Genomic DNA, 17,387 nt, shown 5'->3' on the forward strand with positions numbered 1-17,387 from the left:
ACACTTAAAGGGACAGGCCCCACCCTCCCCCTATTTCCCCGCTTCCGCTCCGTTTTTCGAACTATAGTCTCATAAACTAGGGTTTAACAAATGCCGGGCGGCCTGCCAGAAGTCTTCCCCCTGCAGTACGCCCAGGCGGCGGTAAGCCGGGCCGGGAAGCTGTAAATCGAAACCGCACACCGGGTGATAAGGGCAGTACTCACAGCCGCTCCTGGTGCCCTGGCGGTAGGGCCTGATGTCTACCCGGCCGGCGAGGATAGATGCGGCCAGGCCGGCAGCGCGGGCGCGGGCCAGCTTCAGGAGGAGAGCCATCTCCTCCCGGCCGGTTACCGGCGCACCTTTGCGCGGGCGGCCGTCCTTGTTGAGGCGCACCGGCAGCAGGTCCGGGTTGCGCTCCACTTCTCGGTCCATGAGGCGGATTACTTCCGGCTCATCCAGGATCAGGCCGCGCATCTTTAACTCCTGGCGGTGGAGTTTGGCCACCTCGGCCTCCCCCCGCACCGGCAGCCGCCGGCGGATTACCGGGTTGCGGACGGCGAAATAGAGGATGCCGGCCGGCGTGGCGGCCGTGCCCAGCAAACAGGGCGCCGCCGCCAGGGCCGCCTCCAGGTAGAGGGGCAGCTGCAGGGAAAGGCCGTAGTAAACCCGCTCCAGGTTGACATCCGTCTGGCTGCTTTTATAGTCAATAACCCGCAGGTAGATCTGCCCTTGTAAATTAGCAACGTCGATGCGGTCCACCCGGCCTGCCAGGATCACCCTCTGGCCCGGGGCGACCTCCAGCTCCAGGGGCGGCAGTTCCCCGCCGCGACCGAAGGCGGCCTCCACCAGCAGGGGGCGAAACTCCCCCCGCCGGGCGTGCTCGCCCAGGACCCCCAGGACCCGCTCCAGGGTGCGGGTGAGCTGGCGGCGCAGGTAGCCGTAACGGGCGCTGCTGCTCAAGATCTCGTGCTGGAGGGCCGGCACCAGGGCGGCTACCACCCGGTCCAGCAGGGCTGCCTCCTCCTGGTCGCTAAGGCTGCCCCAGTTAAGGCCCCGGGCCTGTAATTCCTCGACAAAGAGTTTCAAAGCAGCATGATAAAACTGGCCCATATCGGCCGGGTCTACCTGATAGACTTCCCTCTCCCGGAGGCCCAGACCGTAGGCCAGGAAGTAACGGAAGGGGCAAGCGGCGTAGGTCTCCAGGCGAGAAATGCTGGTATGCAGGGGCTGGGGAAAAAGGAGCGCGACAACTTCCGGGGCCAAGGGTTCGACCTGGTTGCGATAGCCGGTACCCCGTAGGAGCCCCAGCCACCGGGAGGCCTCCCGATGGGCAGCCAGCCAGCGGTAGACCTCCTGCCAAAGGGGAGGCAGTTCCTGGTGATGGCTGGAGAGCCGGGCCAGGTAACCGGCTGCCTGCCGCGGGGTGGTGACGTATTCCAGGTCGGCCGCGCCGCCAGGCAGATCCAGGCCCGCGCTCTCTTCCGGCAGCTGCGGCAGGAGCTGGCGCAGCCGGCGCACCAGGGGAGAGGGCGCCAGGGCGCGGCCCTCATGATCGGCCAGGGGGTAGCTCAACCAGAGGAAGCGTTGCGAGCGGGTCAGGGCCAGGTAGGCCAGGTACTCCTCATGATAAAGGCGCAGCGAGCCGGTCGGTGCCAGCTCCAACCCGGCCGCCTGCAGCTCTTCCCTTTCCCGGTCGCTGAAGGTGGCATCCTCCGGCAGCCGCGCCGGCAGCACTCCTTCACCCACCCCCAGGACCAGGGCGGCCTGGAGTTCCGGCTGGCGGGAGCGGTCCAGGGTACCCACCACTACCTGATCCAGGGCCGGGGGGATGAGACGCAGCTTCAGCCCTTCCATACCGGCATCCAGGATGGCGGCATACTCTTCTAATCCCAGGGGGGTATCCCCCAGGCCGGTAATCAGTTCATCAAAGAGGTCCATGAGGCCGTCCCAGACCTGCTCGTGTTCCTGGGCGGCGTCCAGTTCCCCGGTAGCCAGGGCCCGGCAGCGCCAGGCGGCCAAAATCCGGGGCACCCGCAGCTCCTGGAGCAGGTTAAAGAGGGCGGCGGTAATCTCCCGCACCGTCAGGGTCCGGCCCTGGACGGCCCGGTGCAAGCGCTGCAGGTGGGCGGTGGCCCCCCGCCGGTAACGGTTCAGGGCCGCCAGGGCAGGGTCCAGGTTGTCAGGCACACCAGCAGCCTGGCCCCCGACCGGCGCCGCCGCAGCCGCTGCCGGGTCACGGCCGGATCTAAAGGTCCAGGGCCGCTCATCCAGCCACTGGCGGCCGCGGATACCGTGGGCCAGGACGTAGTTCTCCAGCCGGTCGACTATGCGCCGGGCAACGGGCACCAGGTCGCTCTTCAGGTAGCGGAAGACAGGGTCATAGGCCCAGTTTTCCAGCACCGTCTCCAGGGCGGCCCGCACCAACTCGATGAGGGGATGGTGACCCACCGGCCGGCGGCGGTCGATGAAAAAGGGGATGTTCAAGTCGCGGAAGATGTTGACGATAAGGTCGTGGTAAGGCTCCAGGTCGCGCACCAGGACGGCCATCTCTCGGCAGCGCAGGCCCTCGTCCCGGGCCAGGCGCAGGATCTCCCGCGCGGCGGCCTCCACTTCCACCCGGCGGTTGGCTGCGGCCACCAGGCGGATGCCGTCCGGGGGCCCGTTAAAGGGTTGCAGGGGCCAGCGGCCAAAGAAAGCCTCCAGGTGGGCCAGGGCCGGGGCGGCCTGGAAGCGGGGCGGCGTGCCCCGGAGGGCCAGGTCGGGTTCCATATTTACCCCGGTGGCCAGGGCCAGGTGCCGCAGGCGCTGGCAGGTCACGGCCGTGGAGTGGAAAAGCTCCGTTTCACCCAGCTTTTGGTGACGCAAGGAGGGGTCCAGGCAGAGGGTGACCGTCACCCGGCCGGCGGCGGCCATCAGGGCCTGGAGGACGCCTTCCTCCTGGGGGGTGAAACCGTTGAAACCGTCAACCCAGATTAACGCTCCTTTGATAAAAGAAGCCTCCGGTAAACGCCGGGCCAGGAGGGCCAGGTAGTCGTCGGGGTCCAGGTAACGGCCGGCCAGGTAATGCTCCAGTTCACCGTAAATCAAGGCCAGGTCGTGGAGTTTACGGCCCAGGATGGTATCCCCCTGACCCTTCTGCCGGTAATCGTCCGCCAGCCGTTCCAGGTCAACCGGCTCCACCCGGTAGAGCTTCAGTTCGGCGACGGTATGGGCGAGCTGCTCGATGAAGCCCGGGCTTCCGGCCAGGGAGGCAAAGAGGGTCAGGTCCCCCTGGCGCGCCTGGAGGATGGCCCGTAGGGCCATGCGCTTGCCCATCTCCCCCAGGTGCTCCCGGGCGGCGCCCCCGGCTTCCTGGAAGACCCGCCAACCAAGGCGGCGGAAGCTCAGAACCTGGGCGCGGCTAAAGCCCGGTCCCGGGGCGACTCTATGTAGATCCATTTCCATCTGCAGGGTGGCCTGCTCGGGGGTCAGGAGGATGAGGGCCGGACCCGCCGGCCCTTCAGCCAGGGCCGCCCTGATTTCTTCGAGACAGAAGCGCGTCTTGCCCGACCCGGCGCGGCCGAGGACCAGACGTAAAGCCAAGGGTCAACACCTGCCTGTACCCAAAATACCTCTCAGGGCCTCCGGGGGACAAAGGCCCTGTTTAAATCTTATTAAAGGTCTTCGCCGCCTTCACTCCCTACCATCGCCGTACCCACTCCGTTTTATGAACAAAAGAATCATAAAGTAGAACTTAACAGGTTACCCTTACCTTTCGATCTTCACCGGCGTCCCCCAGGCGGCAAAATCCGGGTCATGGGATAGCAGGATAAGCTGGCGGTGGGGGGCCAGCGCCAGGAGGCTTTCCTTAATGCGTTCCCGGCGCTCGGCGTCGCAGTTGACAAAGCAGTCATCAAAGATAAAGGGCAGAGTCAAGGTGGCGCTCAGGAGGTCGCCAATGGCCAGGCGTAAGGCCAGGTAGAGCTGGTCCTGGGCGCCGCGGCTGAGCTGGGCCAGGGCTACAGGCGCCCCCCCTTCCCGGACCGCCACTTGAAAATCCTCGCTAATCTCCAGCCGGCGCTCCGGGCGGCCGGTGAAGAGGATAAAGTACTGGCCGGCCCGCCGGCTCAGTTCCTGGCGGTAGTTCTGGCTGTATTCCCCGGCGGCCGCCTCCAGTTCCCGGTAGGCCAGGGCCAAAGCCCTGGCCTCTACTTCCATGCGGGTGAGCTCCCGCTGCCGGTTGGCCAGGGTCTCGGCAGCCAGGGCGACGTTCACCGTTTGCTGGCCCTCCAGCCGGGACTGCTGGCGCATAAGTTCCCGTTCTTCCCCGGCCAGGGCTTCCAGGCGGATTTCCAGTTCTTTGATCCCGGCCTGGAGGGCGCGGTAGTGTTCCTCCAGTTCCTCCCGGTTCGTTGCCGGCCCCGGCTCGGGCAGGCCCGGGTGCTCCCGAACCAGGTCCTGCCACTCCTGGAGAATGGCCCCGGCCCGGTTGGCGGCGTCCAGGTAAGCAGCGGCCAGGTCCTCCAGGGTACCTGTACCCAGGAGGCCGGCCAGCTGTTCCGCCCAGCCTCGCCACTCCCGGGCGAGGCGCTCGTAACCTTGGCGGCGCTGGAGGGCGCCGGCGGTATCCCCGGCGGCCGCCAGGATGGCGGCCAGATCTTGCCTCAGGCGCCCTGTCTCCGGCTCCAGGGCCTCCCTTTGCTCCTCCAGGGTGCCTATCTGGCCGGCGGCAGCCTGGCGCAGGCTGCCCAGTTCGGTCAGGCGCGCCTTGATCTTCCCGGCCTCAGCCAGTTGGGCGGCTATGACCTCCCGGTCACTGGCCAAGGTAAAGGGGGTAATATGTTTCTGTAAAGCGGCTATCCGCGTCCCCAGGCGGTCCAGGGCCGTCCGGCCCTCGTGGTCCGGCTGCAGGAGCTGCTCCTGTTTTTCCTGCACCTGCCGGGCCAGGAGGGTCGCTTCCTCCCAGCGCCGCGCCCGGGCCAGGAAATCCGTCCAGGCGTCCCTGTCAAAACCCTTCAGCCAGGCCAGCAGCTCGCCCACCGTGGCCGGCTCCGACCCGGCCAGGCGGGCCAGGGTGGTCAGGCCCGACCAGGGGGTACTCAACTTCGCCAGGGGAACCGCCAGGGCCGCCTCCGGCTCTGCCCCTACGGTTCGAGTGGTAAAGGCCGCCATCTCCCCGGCCAGGCGCTCCCTCTCCCGGCTCGCTTCCTGGTAACGCCGGTAGGCGGCGCCCACATCAGCAAAACGGGCGCTAAAACCAGCCGTGGCTTCTCGAAACTCCTGGCGGGCTTGGATAGCTGCCGCCAGGGCCTGCCGGGCCGCCTCCGCGGCTGCATCTCCGGGCAGGGAGGCGGCCAGGGCCGCCAGTTCCGCCCGGGCCTGCTCCCGGGCCAGGAGGCGCTGGCGCAGTTCCCCCAATTCGGCGGCCGTGGCCCCGGACCAGAGGCCCAGCCGGGCGTCCAGGCGTTCCAGTTCCCCCCTGGTGCCGGCCAGGACGGACTCCAGCCCCCCCTCTTCCCGGCCCGGGCGGCCCAGGTAGAGGCCCATGACATAGCCTGCGCCGGCCAGAACCAGAAAGCTTACCAGGGCGAGAAGCCAGCGGCCGCCGGCCAGGCCGGCTGCTAGAGCCACCACCACACCGGCTCCGGCCAGGGCCAGGGTCAGCCCCTGGCGCCGGCGCTGGCGGGCAGCCCGGACCGCCGCCAGCTCCCCTTCCCTGGCCTGGAGCCCGGCCAGCAGCCGGGGTTTAGCGGCTGCCGCCTCCAAGGCTTCCTCCCCCAGGTCCTCCAGATCGCCAAACTGGCGGGTAAACTCCTCCTGGCGGCGCCGGTAGTTCGCCTGCTGTTCCTCAATCCGCTGGACGGCGACCCTGGCCGCCTCTTCCTCTCGCTCCCTGGCGAGACGGCTGGCTTCATAGTTGGCTACCAGGGCCTCCTGCTCCGGCGACAGAGCGGTAAAGCAGCCCATCTCCCCGGCCAGTTCGGCTTCCAGCTCCCGGCAACGCCGCTGCAGCTCCTGGAAATCCTCCCAGCCCTCCTGCAGCTGGCGGGCCGCCAGTTGCAGCCCCTCCAGGGCCGTGGCCGGGCTCCGTCCCAGGGAGCTGAAATCAGGTAGATCGGCCAGCCCGGCAGCCGCGGCTGCGGCCCGGGTCGCCAGTTCCTTGACCTCCCCGGCCAGTTTTTCCTGTTCGGCCTGGAGAGCCTCCAGATCCTCCAGGTCCCGCAGGATATCCGGGTGGCCGGCCACCGCCGCCAGTTCCCCCTGCAGCCGGGCCGCCAGCCCCTCCTCTTCCTGCTGGTAGTCCTGCAGGCGGGTGGCCCAGGCCTCGATTTCGTCTTGGAGACGGTTCAACTCCCGTTCCAGTTCCACCAGGCGGTCCAGCTGCCCGGCGGCAGCCTCCGGGGCCCGGGTCCACTCGGGGTACAGCCGGGCCGCCTCCTCCTGGTGCCGGCGGATCCTCGCGTCCAGCTCCCTGGCCCGGTCCCGGGCCGCCAGGGCCTGCTGCTGTTCCCGCAGGACGCTGCCGTACCGTACCTGCAGGGCGCGCCAGCCGTCCCAGGCAGCTTTCAGGTCCTGCTGTTTTTGCAGCTCCTCACGGCTCTTCCTTATCTCTGCATCCAGTTCCCGGAGGCGGCCACGAACGGCCGTCAACTGGTCGAGGGCGGTACTGGTAGCCTGAGTCTGCTCCTGGAGGGCGGCAATCTCCGCCTTTAGTTCCTCTAGCCGGGCATCCTTGCGGCCGTTGTTGCCCACCCCCAGGTCGCCACAGTAGCGGGTCAGGCTCCTGAGATCGCCGGCCAGCCATTGCAGGGCTTCCTGGTAGTGGCCGCCGCTGCCGGAGAGGAGCCTTTGCACCTCGCTGCTCAAGAAACGCCCCTCCGGCAGGGGCTGGCCCAGGCAGAAGGTAGCCTCAAAGAGTTCCCGGCTGGTAAGGCCCAGGTGGGCGGTCAGGTGTTCCATATAAACCGGGATCTTCCGAAGGGCCGCCGGGTTGTGGGTGCCCTGCCAGATTTCCTCCCACCCCTGGTCACCCTTTACCCGGAAGGTAACCCGGTTGTTATGGAAAAGCCGCTTGATGCTGCAGGACCGGCCGCCGACCAGGAATTCCACTTCCCCCTCGCAGTGATCCGGGTTCTCCCGGTTGGTAAAGCGGGCGCTGCCGAAGGCCTCTGGATTGCTGACATTGGGGAGGCCGAAGAGGACGGCCTCCAAACCGGCAATGAGGGTCGATTTGCCCCGTTCATTGGGGGCCACCAGGATGTTGAGGCCGTCCTGGAAAGTAAAGGTCACCCGATCGCGGTAACAGCCGAAGCCGGCCAGGGTCAGGCGCTGCCAGATAACAAGGGGCATGCCGCATCCCGGTCCTTTCTTGACTTCTAGTAATACTACTAACTACTACAGCATAAATAAACTTCCGCCGGCGAAGTGCCAGCAGTGTAGAGGGCTCGTCGGCGCAAAGGCTGTGCTCAACTGCTGCGGGGCTGGCGGTACAAGCTCCAGCCCCTACCTCCACCTGCATTTTCATCCCTCATGGGGGGCGTCAGCCCCCCATACGGGGCTCCTCTGAGCTACCACTCAGGGCCAGCAACCCGCGCCGGAGGGCGCGGCGGATGATTGCGTCTTCCTCCGGCGCGGCAGCTGCCAGCCGGGCCTGGAGGCGGCGGACGAAGAGGCCTCTGATGGTCGGTTCGGCGGCCACCTCCTCCAGGAGGCGGGGCGCCAGGCCCCGGGTAGCGTCTACCAGTTCCAGATGGCGGCAGAGGGGGGCCAGGCGGGCTTCCAGGCCGGGTAGATCAAGACTGAAGGCCAGGTCCCCCGCCAGGCGCACCTGGACCAGGGCTGCAGAAGATAAATATTCCCGCAGCGCTCCTTCTAATTCCTCCGGTTCACTGAAGGGAGTCACATCCAGGTCCACCAGCCGCCAGGAAGGTACCGGCGCCGGTACCGCCTCCACCCGGGCCGGGCCATCCCCCAGGGTGACGATGGTCCAGCACCCTATACCGGGATCGGCAAAACCCTTGCCGGCCACCATGCCAGCGTAATTGGCCAGGCCGGCGCCCAGTTGCCGCCGGCCGCCGCGGTGGATATGGCCCAGGGCGACATAGTCATAACCAGCCGCCCCCAGGGCCGCACCGTCCAGGGGCAGGCTGCGCTCGCCGCCGTCCCAGTCCAGGGAGCCGTGAAAGACGGCCAGGTGTACCCCTTCCCCCGCGGCCGGCGGGAATTCCGCCAGGGGCCGGCCGGCCCGGGTCACGCCGCCGGTGTAGGCCATGGCCACCAGGTCGCAGGGAGTACCATTTATCTCCAGGCGGGCCACCCGCTCCGGCATCGGTGCCGTGACCAGGAGGCCGGGCCAGCGCCGGGCCTCCTGGCGGTAGACGGAATCGTTATAGGTAATCTCGTCGTGGTTGCCCGGCACCGTCACCACCTGGATGCCGGCCGCCACCAAGCGGCCCAACTGGCGGATAACCTCTTCTACCAGGGCGGCCTCCGGCCGGTGGGTTTCAAAGAGGTCCCCGGCGATGAGGACCAGCCTGATCCCCCGGGCTGGGTCCAGGGCCAGGTCTACGGCAGCCTTAAGGATATGATCGCGTTCCTGGCCCACCCCGGCATCCAGGGGTGCCGGCAAATCGGGCCGGTAGCCCAGGTGCAGGTCAGCCAGGTGCAGGACGCGGAACAATGAGGTTACCTCCTCTACCTTTCTCATGCTTAAAGATCACTTTCGCCATACCACCCGGATTTCCTGCAAAATCGCTTATTTCCGGCGTTATCCCCTTAAGGCGTTTTTATAGTGACATTTTCATTGTCCCTTGATACATTATTTAATTTTTCCTTGACACATCTATCTTGTCATGATACCATTTTATAATGGAAAAATTGTATAATGTTTCACGGCTTATCGAGAGCAGGTGGAGGGAAGGCCCCGATGAAACCCGGCAACCCCGGTATTTTGCCGGAAGGTGCTAAATGCCGCAGGAAGACCCTGAGAGATAAGGTGATGGCTATTAAACCTCTTCTTATACTTTCGGGAAGGGGTTTTTTATTTTTCATTTTAGATTAGTTAGCTTGTTCCAGTGAAACTGGTAGAGTTCAGGGAGGGTATAGCAATGGCAGTGGAAAAATCCCTGGCCGAAATCAACGCCAGGATAAAAAACGGGAAGGTTGTAGTCGTAACGGCCGAAGAGGTTATTCCCCTCGTCCGGGAAAAGGGTGTCCGCCAGGCGGCGATGGAAGTTGACGTGGTCACCACCGGGACCTTTGGAACTATGTGCTCTTCCGGGGCATATTTCAATTTCGGCCATACCAAACCCCGGATGAAAATGAGCAAGGTGTGGCTGAATAATGTCCAGGCCTACGCCGGCCTGGCCGCTGTTGATGCTTTCCTGGGAGCCACCGAGGTCCCGGATAATGACCCTTTAAACAGCGTTTACCCCGGCGAATTTCGCTACGGGGGCGGCCATGTCATCCACGACCTGGTAGCCGGAAAACCAGTAAGTCTAAAGGCCATTGCCTATGGTACCGATTGCTACCCCCGACGGGAGATCAATACCGTTATCACCATTGATGATCTGAACCAGGCTGTGCTTTTTAATCCCCGCAATGCCTACCAGAATTATAACGTTGCCGTCAATTTATCCGACCGGACGATATATACTTATATGGGTGTTTTAAAACCTCATATGGGGAATGCCAATTACTCCACCTCCGGGCAGTTAAGCCCGCTTCTTAAAGACCCTTACTTTCGGACCATCGGTATCGGCACCAGGATTTTCCTGGGCGGCGGTACCGGCTATGTGGTCTGGCAAGGTACGCAGCATTGCCCCGGCCTGACGACCCTGCCTGAAGGCGGCAAGCTGGTATCCGGCGGCACCCTGGCGGTAATCGGCGATCTCAAACAAATGCGGCCGGAGTGGTTGGTCGGCGTTTCCTTCCTGGGCTACGGCGCTTCCCTGACAATAGGCCTGGGTATACCCATACCCATCCTCAACGAAGAAATCATGTATTGGGCCTCCCGCAGCGATGAAGAAATATACGCCCCGGTAGTTGATTATGGCCTGGAATACCCGGCAGGCAACCCTCAACCCCTTGGATATGTAACATATGCCCAGCTAAAGTCAGGTGGCATAACACTGCAGGGGCGGGAAGTACCAACGGCGCCCCTATCGAGCTATCCCCGGGCACGGCAGATCGCTACCATTTTGAAAGAATGGATTCAGGCTGGCGGTTTTCTCCTCAGTGAGCCGGTAGCCCTGTTGCCTTCTATTAATGAGGCCCCGCCTTTAAAATCCTTGCAGGAAAAAGAAACCATAGCATCTGTGCCTGAAAAAGGAAGGTGAGGAAATTGTCCCCCAAACGAGTAGTCCTCCGTTTTATGGCTGCAACAGCCGATCAACCTATTATCTACCAGCTCATTCGTAACTACGACCTGATGATCAATATCCTCAAAGCCCACATCAATCCCTACAAAGAAGGAATGATGGTCCTGGAAATCCAGGGTGAACCGGAACAGTACACCCGCGGCCTGGAATACCTGCGTTCCCTGGGTATTACCATCCAACCATTAAGCCAGGATGTCCATCGTAATGCAAACACCTGCACCCACTGCGGTGCCTGCATTAGTGTCTGTCCCACCGGCGCTCTATACTTGGAACGACCGGATATGACCGTGCACTTTGATGAAGATAAATGCGTCGTCTGCCTGATGTGTGTCAGGGCCTGTCCGTACAAGGCCATGGAGGTTCGTTTTTAAAGTTGGTCTACGAAGAGAGAAGCTACCGCCGGCTCTTTGCCCAGGAAGATCTGGTCCATTTCCAGGTGGCCTATAAAGAGACCGACCTGGACATTGGTATCCCCAAGGCGCGGTTTAAACCGGAATTGGTCCGCCGGGCGGAAAAGATCATCCGCTATTATCGCCGCGAACTGGAGGCATATATTTCCCGGGATCTTGATTTTGCCCGCACCCTGGCGCCCCATGATGTCAAGCCGGAGGCCCCGCCCATCGCCAGGGAAATGGCTGCCGCTGCCAGGCTGGCCGGCGTTGGACCCATGGCGGCGGTGGCCGGGGCCATGGCCCAGTATGTTGCCTTCGCCCTTGCAGGGCCGGAGGAAGAAATCATTGTGGAAAACGGCGGCGATATTTATTTAAATAGCAGCCGTTCCCGGCTCATCGGCATTTTTGCCGGCGCTTCGCCCTTCAGCCACCGCCTGGCTTTGAGGATCGAACCGCGCCTGTGCCCTTTGGGCATCTGCACCTCTTCCGGTACCGTCGGCCCGTCTTTGAGTTTCGGGCGGGCCGACGCTGCTGTTATCCTGGCCACCTCTGCCACCCTGGCCGATGCGGTGGCCACGGCTGCCGGCAATGCCGTCCAGGATCCCCTTGATGTAGAAAAAGCCGCCAGGCTCGCCGCGGAAATTCCCGGCGTCCTGGGGGCGGTAATCATTGCCGGTGATAAACTGGCCGCCTGGGGCCGGGTAAACATGGTTCGTAGCGAAAACCCTTTATAATCAGCCGCACCTGGTCGCCGACAAACAAAGTAGCAAAAAGCCGCCCGCAGGCGGCCTTTTAATTTCCGGCAACTTCCGGCCCGGCTCATGCGCTATAGTAAAGCTAGCTCTTGGGAGTTACGTTGCCCTTGGCGTCGCGATCCACTTTCATGGCGGTGATGGGGATGTAACCCAGCTGCGGGACCAGGTTTTTCTGTACTTCGTCGCTCATCATATAGTCCAGAAACTTTTTGACTTCGCCGGCGGGCTGACCCTTGGTGTACATGTGCTCGTAAGCCCAGACCTTGTATTTGTTGTCAGCAATGTTAGCCACTGTGGGTTCAACACCGTCGATCTTAACGGCCAGGACGCTGTTATCGATGTAAGACAGGGCCAGGTAACCGACGGCGCCGGGGGTGTCGGCGATGGTCTTGCGGACGGTACCGGAGGCGTCCTGCTCCATGGCGATACCTTGGGCCTCTTCAGCGCCGTTCAGGGCGTATTTCTTAAAGGTCGCCCGGGTGCCGGAACCCCTGGGGCGGTTGACGATGTTGATCTTCTGGTCGGGGCCGCCGACGTCCTTCCAGTTGGTAATCTTGCCGGTAAAGATATTAATGAGTTGCTGGTTGGTCAGGTTGTCCACTTTGACATTGGGGTTGACCACAGCCGCCATGCCGACGACGCAAACCTTGTGGTCCACCAGCTGGGAAGCGTCAATACCGTCCTTTTCCTCAGCAAAGATATCGGAGTTACCGATCTGGACGGCGCCCTGGAAGACCTGGGAGAGGCCGTTACCGCTGCCGCCGCCGTTGACGACGATGCGCACGCCCTGGTTCTTCTGCATGTACTGCTTGGCCGCTTCGTCAACCAGGGGCTGGAGGGCGGTTGAACCGGCGGCCGTTATGGTCCCGCTAGTGCCGCCCTGCTGCTGGCTGTTGCTCTGCTGGGGCGCCGGGAGCTCTTTTTTACCGCATCCGGCCACGACGAGAACCGCCACCAGGGCCATCAACAGAATTGCCAGCCATTTACCTTTCCTTAGCACTTTTCGTCCTCCTCAGGATAAATTTCTTTGCCGGTCTGTTTTATCCGGACAACTCTATTATAAAGGGCCGGTGTTAGGATTTTATTATTCTGTCATTAACTTCGGGTTAAGGTTTGAGGAAAAAATGTAAAGGGCGGGGCCAACCCGGAAAAAGGGCTGCCCCAGCCGGAATTTAAAATGACGCCCGGAGGCTGGTTGCTGCTGATCTGTACCGGTTAGCCCGTTAACATGGCCGCCCCGCCGGTGGCTGCCGCCGTGGCTGTAGCCAGCAGCCAGTCCGTCCCGGAGAGGGGCATGGTATGCAGCAGGTTACGGGCTGTGGGGTTCATAAAGGTAAGCCACATGGTAGCTACCGTCCAGGCCCCGGCCCCCAGAAGGTAGGGATTGCTGAAGAAACCCTGCCGGGTGCCGCTGTTGTCCATCAGGCGACAATCAAAGATGTGAATGAGCTGGCCGGCCAGCAACCCGGCCAGGGCCAGGGAACGGGCCGCAGCCGCAGAGCCGGTCTGGAAGAGTCTTAAGGCGAAGAGAAATAAGCTGCCCAGACCGAGGAGCACTCCCCGGGTAATGATCTGGCGACCGAAACCGCCGGCAAAGAAGTTGCTTTGAGCCTGGCGGGGCGGTTGCTCCATGATCCCGGCTGCCGGCGGGTCTTTGACCAGGGCCAGGGCCGGCAGGCTGTCGCCTACCAGGTTCAGCCAGAGGAGCTGGATGGGCAGCAGGGGCAAAGGCAACCCCGCTAGGACGGCCGTAGCCGTCAGAACTACATCGCCAATATTGGTCCCCAGGAGGTAGCGGATGGCTTTGCGGATATTGGTGTCGATGGTCCGGCCTTCTTCGACGGCGGTAACGATGGTGACAAAGTTATCATCCGTCAGCACCAGGCTGGCCGCCTCCCGGGTAACATCAGCCCCATTCTGTCCCATGGCCAGGCCGATGTCGGCCGCCTTAACGGCCGGGGCATCATTGACGCCGTCGCCGGTCATGGCTACCACCCCGCCGGCGCGCTGCCAGGCCTGGACGATACGTAGCTTGTGCTGGGGCGAGGTGCGGGCGAAGACCTGGACTGCCGGCACTAGGCGGTCCAGCTCGGCATCAGCAAGATTTTCTAGCTCCTGCCCGGTCAGGATAGCCCCGCCGGAGGTCAAGATCCCCAGTTCCTTAGCAATGGCCGCCGCCGTGGCCGGGTGGTCGCCGGTAATCATGACTACCTTAATGCCGGCGGCGTGGCAGCGGGCGATGGCCCGGCGTACCTCCGGCCGCGGCGGGTCCTGCATCCCGGCCAGGCCGCTGCAGATAAGGGATGAACCCGCGCCGGCGTTTTCCTCATCGCTGTAGGCCACAGCCAAGACCCGCAGGCCCTGGCCGGCCATCTCTTCGCTGCGCTGCTCCAGCAAGCGGCGCCGGGCCGGGGTCAGGGGTACTACTTTACCCCGCCAGCGCACCCGGTTGCAGCGCTCCAGGATCACCTCCGGGGCGCCCTTGGTGATCAAGAGATAGCGCCCCTGCCTGTCCCGGTTCAGGACCGTCATACAACGATCCTCGGAGTTAAAAGGTACCTCCTGGCAGCGGGCGTAACTCCTTGGCAGTTCGTCCAGGTCCAAACCGGCCTTCATGGCAGCTACCAGCAAGGCGCCCTCGGTAGGGTCGCCCTCTACTAGCCACTTTATCCTGCTGCCCCGGCCCTGGGATGCCAGGCGGGCATCGCTGCACAGGGCGGCCAGGGTCAGGAAGTGCCGCAGTTCCCCCTCCGCCGCCGGGCTTCCCGGGCCCCGGAGGGTAAAGCTGCCCTCCGGCCGGTAACCCTCGCCGCCGGCCTGCCAGAGCTCGCGGCCGCAGGCCACGGCGCGGACTGTCATCTCATTCCTGGTCAGGGTACCGGTTTTATCGGTACAGATGACCGTGGTGCAGCCCAGGGTCTCCAGGGCCGGCAGGCGGCGGACGATTACCCGCCGCCGGGCCATCCTTTGCACGCCGAAGGCCAGGGCCAGGGCGACTATAACCGGCATACCCTCGGGAATGGCCGCCACCGCCAGGCTGGCGGCCGTCATCACCATATCCATCAGGCCCCGGCCCCACAGCAGGCCGCCGATGAGGACCACCCCGGAAACGGCCAGACAGCCGTAAGCCAGAACCCGGCCCAGATCCCCCAGGCTGGCCTGCAGGGGGGTCTGTTGCTCCCGTGCCTGCAGCAGGCCCGCCACCTGGCCCATCTGGGTCGCCATGCCCGTCCCCACAACGACGGCCCGGCCGCGGCCGCGGGTAATACTGGTCCCCATAAAAACCATGTTGCTACGGTCCCCCAGGGGCAGGGCCGCTTCCCCCAGGGGCGCCACTTGCTTCCGCACTGGTACGCTCTCCCCCGTCAGGGTGGCCTCCTCCACCTCCAGGTCCACGGCCTCGAGCAGGCGGGCGTCGGCCGGCACCCGGTCGCCGGCCTGGAGGCGGATAATGTCCCCCGGCACCAGGGCGCTGGCCGGGAGGCGCTGCTCCCGGCCGGCACGGGTCACTAGAGCCGTGGGCGGTGCCAGTTGCCCCAGGGAAGAAAGGGAGCGAGCGGCCTTTAACTCCTGCCAGGCCCCCAGGACGGCGTTCATGGTTACCACCCCCAGGGCAAAGACGGCATCCCGCACCCGCCCCAGCATCAAAGAGAGACCGCTGGCCGCCATGAGCACCCGTACCATGAGGTCTTGCAATTGTTGTTTAAAAAGCTGCCAGGGCGAGAGCCTGGTGGGGCCGACCAGGATGTTGGCACCAAAAACCTCCTGACGGTGCCGGACCTCAGGTTCGTCCAGGCCGTGCTCGGGCGGGGAAGCCAGGCGGCGTAAGACATCGTCAGCCGCCAAGGTATGCCATTCCGGCAAGACGGCCGTGGCTGCTACCTCCCGGGTAGCCCCCGGCGCCCCGGAAATGCTGCCCAGGAGGGCCATGAGCTCCTCCAGGGAAAGATGGCTCGGGTCATGATAAACCAGCACCCGGCCGGTCCAGGTGCTGGCCGTAGCCAGGCGGACGCCGGGAGTTTGCTGAAGGTGAGTAATGATACTGGCAGCTAAGGTCTGGTTGCCCTTCAGGCCGGGTATATGGAGGCGTACCCTCCCCGGCAGCTGGTGGACCGGGTAAATGCCGAACGCATTGGGGGCCATGGGCCATCACCTCTGTTACTACACTGGTATGGCCTGGCGCAAACGGGTATAGCTAATCCCGGCCAGGGGATTAATGCCCTTTTCCTGGCTTTTTTGTTTTAAGTAATACCAGCCTTCACTCAGTTTTTGTTCCCAGAGCTGGTAAACCTGCTCCCTCGCCCCGTTATCGACAGCCATGACCTCCAGGCTGGTATCAACGGCGGCCTGGAGGGCCTGTGCTAGTTGCTGTAAGCTTGCTTCGACATCTTTGATCGCCAAGGGCCAATGCTCCCTTCTGTTTAACTATAATGGTAGAGGTCCCTTCGTTTCCTATTCCTCCGGTCCGGTTACCGCCAGGGTCCCTTCCTGCTTCCCTGGCTCCAGAGACTGTTTCATAGCCTCAAACTGGGCCTCACTGACAAGGTCTTCCAGGCCTTCCTTCAACCCGGCCACCAGTTCCTGGCTTTTAGCACTGAGTTCCATTATCTCCCGCATCACTTTTACCACCAGGGGCCGGCAGTTCTTGCGGGCCAGGGGCACGACGGCCAGGACGGCTAATCCCAGGCCGGCGCCCAAGAGGAAACTGCGGACGTTGCTCGATTGGAGCCAGTAATGCAAGCGCTGGCGCACCCAGGCCAGGCTACCCAGCTCCGGGTAACGGTCCGTGAGCCGCCGCAAGCTGGCTACCTCCTGCTGCTGGGTGCGCAAGTCCCGCAGCAGGCGCTGGACTATCCCCCGGGCCCGGGGGTCGTCGATATCTGCGCTTAAGTGTTGCAGATCTTTGAGGTTGCGGTGCAGTTGAGCTTCAATTTTAGCCAGAATCGCCGGTGTCTCCAGGTCAAGCTCCTTTTCCCACTCCCGGGGCTCACGGCCACCGGCTGACCCTTCCATGGGCCTTGCTGGAAGTTTGTCCTCCTCCCGGTCAGGGTATACTGCCATTATCTCTACTCCCTTCCTTTTATAGGCATGAGAGTATTTTTTTCTCTACCAAGGTTTTTTATACCTAAATTTTGCCTACGAAAAGTGCTCATAAAACCCTAAAAACGGGTTAAAATATCCCTAACATTTAGTTGGCCAGGAAGCCTGGCTAACAACTAAAAAACAAGGTTTTAAACCGCTTCCCGGTTATCACCTGACCCCCAGTACCAAGTTGGATTGCCGGGGAAGATATGGTTTACTGTAGCCGGGGCGAAATGCCAGTGGTTAAGTACCGCGCAAATAATGAAGGAGGTTGCGTATATGTTGGCGAGATTGGCAGAAAGGACCCTGGAGAATATCACGCCGTGGGCCTGGGCAGTGGCCGGAGCGGCAGTTCTTCTTTCTTGGCAACCGGCCCGCAAGGGGTTGCGTTCCCTGGCTCTGGCCGGGGTGAGAGAGGGCATGGTTGTCAGCAACCGGCTTAACGAGCTCAAGGGAAATTGGCGGCAGGCCTGGCACGATCTCGTCGCCGAAGCTCAAAACGTCGCCCGGGTTACCGAAGATGTTAAAGCAGCGGCCGCCAACATTGAAAGGACCGCCGCTGAGGTGAAAGAATTCGTTGCTGACGATTAACCAAATAAAAAAAGCCCGGTGTAAACAGGGCTCGCTCATATTGGCGCCACGCCGCTGATTAAGCAATATTGTCGGTTTCCGGGCCGGCCGCCTTTTTCCTCTTTATCCCGGTTACGGTTACGGCATCATATAAAAAACATCCAGGCCTGCACGGCCACCTGGCGTCCCAGTTCCTGCGTCAGGTAGTGTTGCAGGCTAATTTTTAACCCTTCCCTCATCGCTGCCAATTC

11 protein-coding genes and 1 riboswitch are annotated in these 17,387 nt (G+C 63.0%); of the genes, 4 read left to right on the top strand and 7 right to left on the bottom strand.

What is annotated here, in order from left to right:
• Nucleotides 1–69: 69 nt before the first annotated feature.
• The 3 genes from addB to SDD30_RS11820 form a co-directional block, all read right to left on the bottom strand.
• Entirely contained in the window at nucleotides 70–3,561 is a 3,492-nt protein-coding gene (addB, locus tag SDD30_RS11810) for a helicase-exonuclease AddAB subunit AddB (RefSeq protein WP_434075120.1), read from the bottom strand.
• Nucleotides 3,562–3,726: 165 nt separating this feature from the next.
• Nucleotides 3,727–7,308 (bottom strand): AAA family ATPase, encoded by a 3,582-nt coding sequence (locus SDD30_RS11815; protein WP_434075121.1) that lies wholly within the window; start codon nucleotides 7,306–7,308, stop codon nucleotides 3,727–3,729.
• Nucleotides 7,309–7,498: 190 nt separating this feature from the next.
• The gene (locus SDD30_RS11820; RefSeq protein WP_434075122.1) at nucleotides 7,499–8,638 is read right to left on the bottom strand and encodes a metallophosphoesterase family protein; all 1,140 of its coding nucleotides are present in this window, start codon (nucleotides 8,636–8,638) and stop codon (nucleotides 7,499–7,501) included.
• A gap of 213 nt (nucleotides 8,639–8,851) precedes the next feature.
• Nucleotides 8,852–8,955, top strand: a riboswitch (SAM riboswitch).
• Between the two features lie 110 nt (nucleotides 8,956–9,065).
• On the opposite strand from SDD30_RS11820, the gene SDD30_RS11825 reads away from it, so the two are divergent.
• The 3 genes from SDD30_RS11825 to SDD30_RS11835 are packed head-to-tail and all read left to right on the top strand — an operon-like array spanning nucleotide 9,066 to nucleotide 11,463.
• Nucleotides 9,066–10,295: a homocysteine biosynthesis protein gene (locus SDD30_RS11825; protein WP_434075123.1), complete on the top strand. Its 1,230-nt coding sequence runs from the start codon at nucleotides 9,066–9,068 to the stop codon at nucleotides 10,293–10,295.
• 5 nt (nucleotides 10,296–10,300) lie between these two features.
• Complete coding sequence (locus SDD30_RS11830; protein WP_434075124.1) at nucleotides 10,301–10,708, top strand: NIL domain-containing protein; 408 nt, start codon at nucleotides 10,301–10,303, stop codon at nucleotides 10,706–10,708.
• Between the two features lie 2 nt (nucleotides 10,709–10,710).
• A complete protein-coding gene (locus SDD30_RS11835; RefSeq protein WP_434075125.1) occupies nucleotides 10,711–11,463 on the top strand; it encodes a UPF0280 family protein in 753 nt (250 codons plus the stop codon).
• Nucleotides 11,464–11,566: 103 nt separating this feature from the next.
• On the opposite strand, the gene SDD30_RS11840 is transcribed toward SDD30_RS11835, so the two are convergent.
• The 4 genes from SDD30_RS11840 to SDD30_RS11855 all read right to left on the bottom strand — a co-directional run bounded on the left by SDD30_RS11840 (nucleotide 11,567) and on the right by SDD30_RS11855 (nucleotide 16,545).
• A complete protein-coding gene (locus SDD30_RS11840) occupies nucleotides 11,567–12,484 on the bottom strand; it encodes a phosphate ABC transporter substrate-binding protein PstS family protein (RefSeq protein ID WP_434075126.1) in 918 nt (305 codons plus the stop codon).
• Nucleotides 12,485–12,699: 215 nt separating this feature from the next.
• Nucleotides 12,700–15,627 (bottom strand): cation-translocating P-type ATPase, encoded by a 2,928-nt coding sequence (locus SDD30_RS11845; RefSeq protein ID WP_434075127.1) that lies wholly within the window; start codon nucleotides 15,625–15,627, stop codon nucleotides 12,700–12,702.
• Between the two features lie 18 nt (nucleotides 15,628–15,645).
• A complete protein-coding gene (locus SDD30_RS11850; RefSeq protein WP_434075128.1) occupies nucleotides 15,646–15,885 on the bottom strand; it encodes a hypothetical protein in 240 nt (79 codons plus the stop codon).
• A gap of 51 nt (nucleotides 15,886–15,936) precedes the next feature.
• Entirely contained in the window at nucleotides 15,937–16,545 is a 609-nt protein-coding gene (locus SDD30_RS11855) for a hypothetical protein (RefSeq protein WP_434075129.1), read from the bottom strand.
• 300 nt (nucleotides 16,546–16,845) lie between these two features.
• Between SDD30_RS11855 and SDD30_RS11860 the strand changes: the two genes are divergently transcribed.
• Entirely contained in the window at nucleotides 16,846–17,157 is a 312-nt protein-coding gene (locus SDD30_RS11860) for a hypothetical protein (protein WP_434075130.1), read from the top strand.
• Nucleotides 17,158–17,387: the final 230 nt, after the last annotated feature.

The sequence above is a fragment of the Moorella naiadis (nom. illeg.) genome (assembly GCF_051020825.1).
Lineage (GTDB): Bacteria > Bacillota > DSM-521 > Neomoorellales > Neomoorellaceae > Neomoorella > Neomoorella naiadis.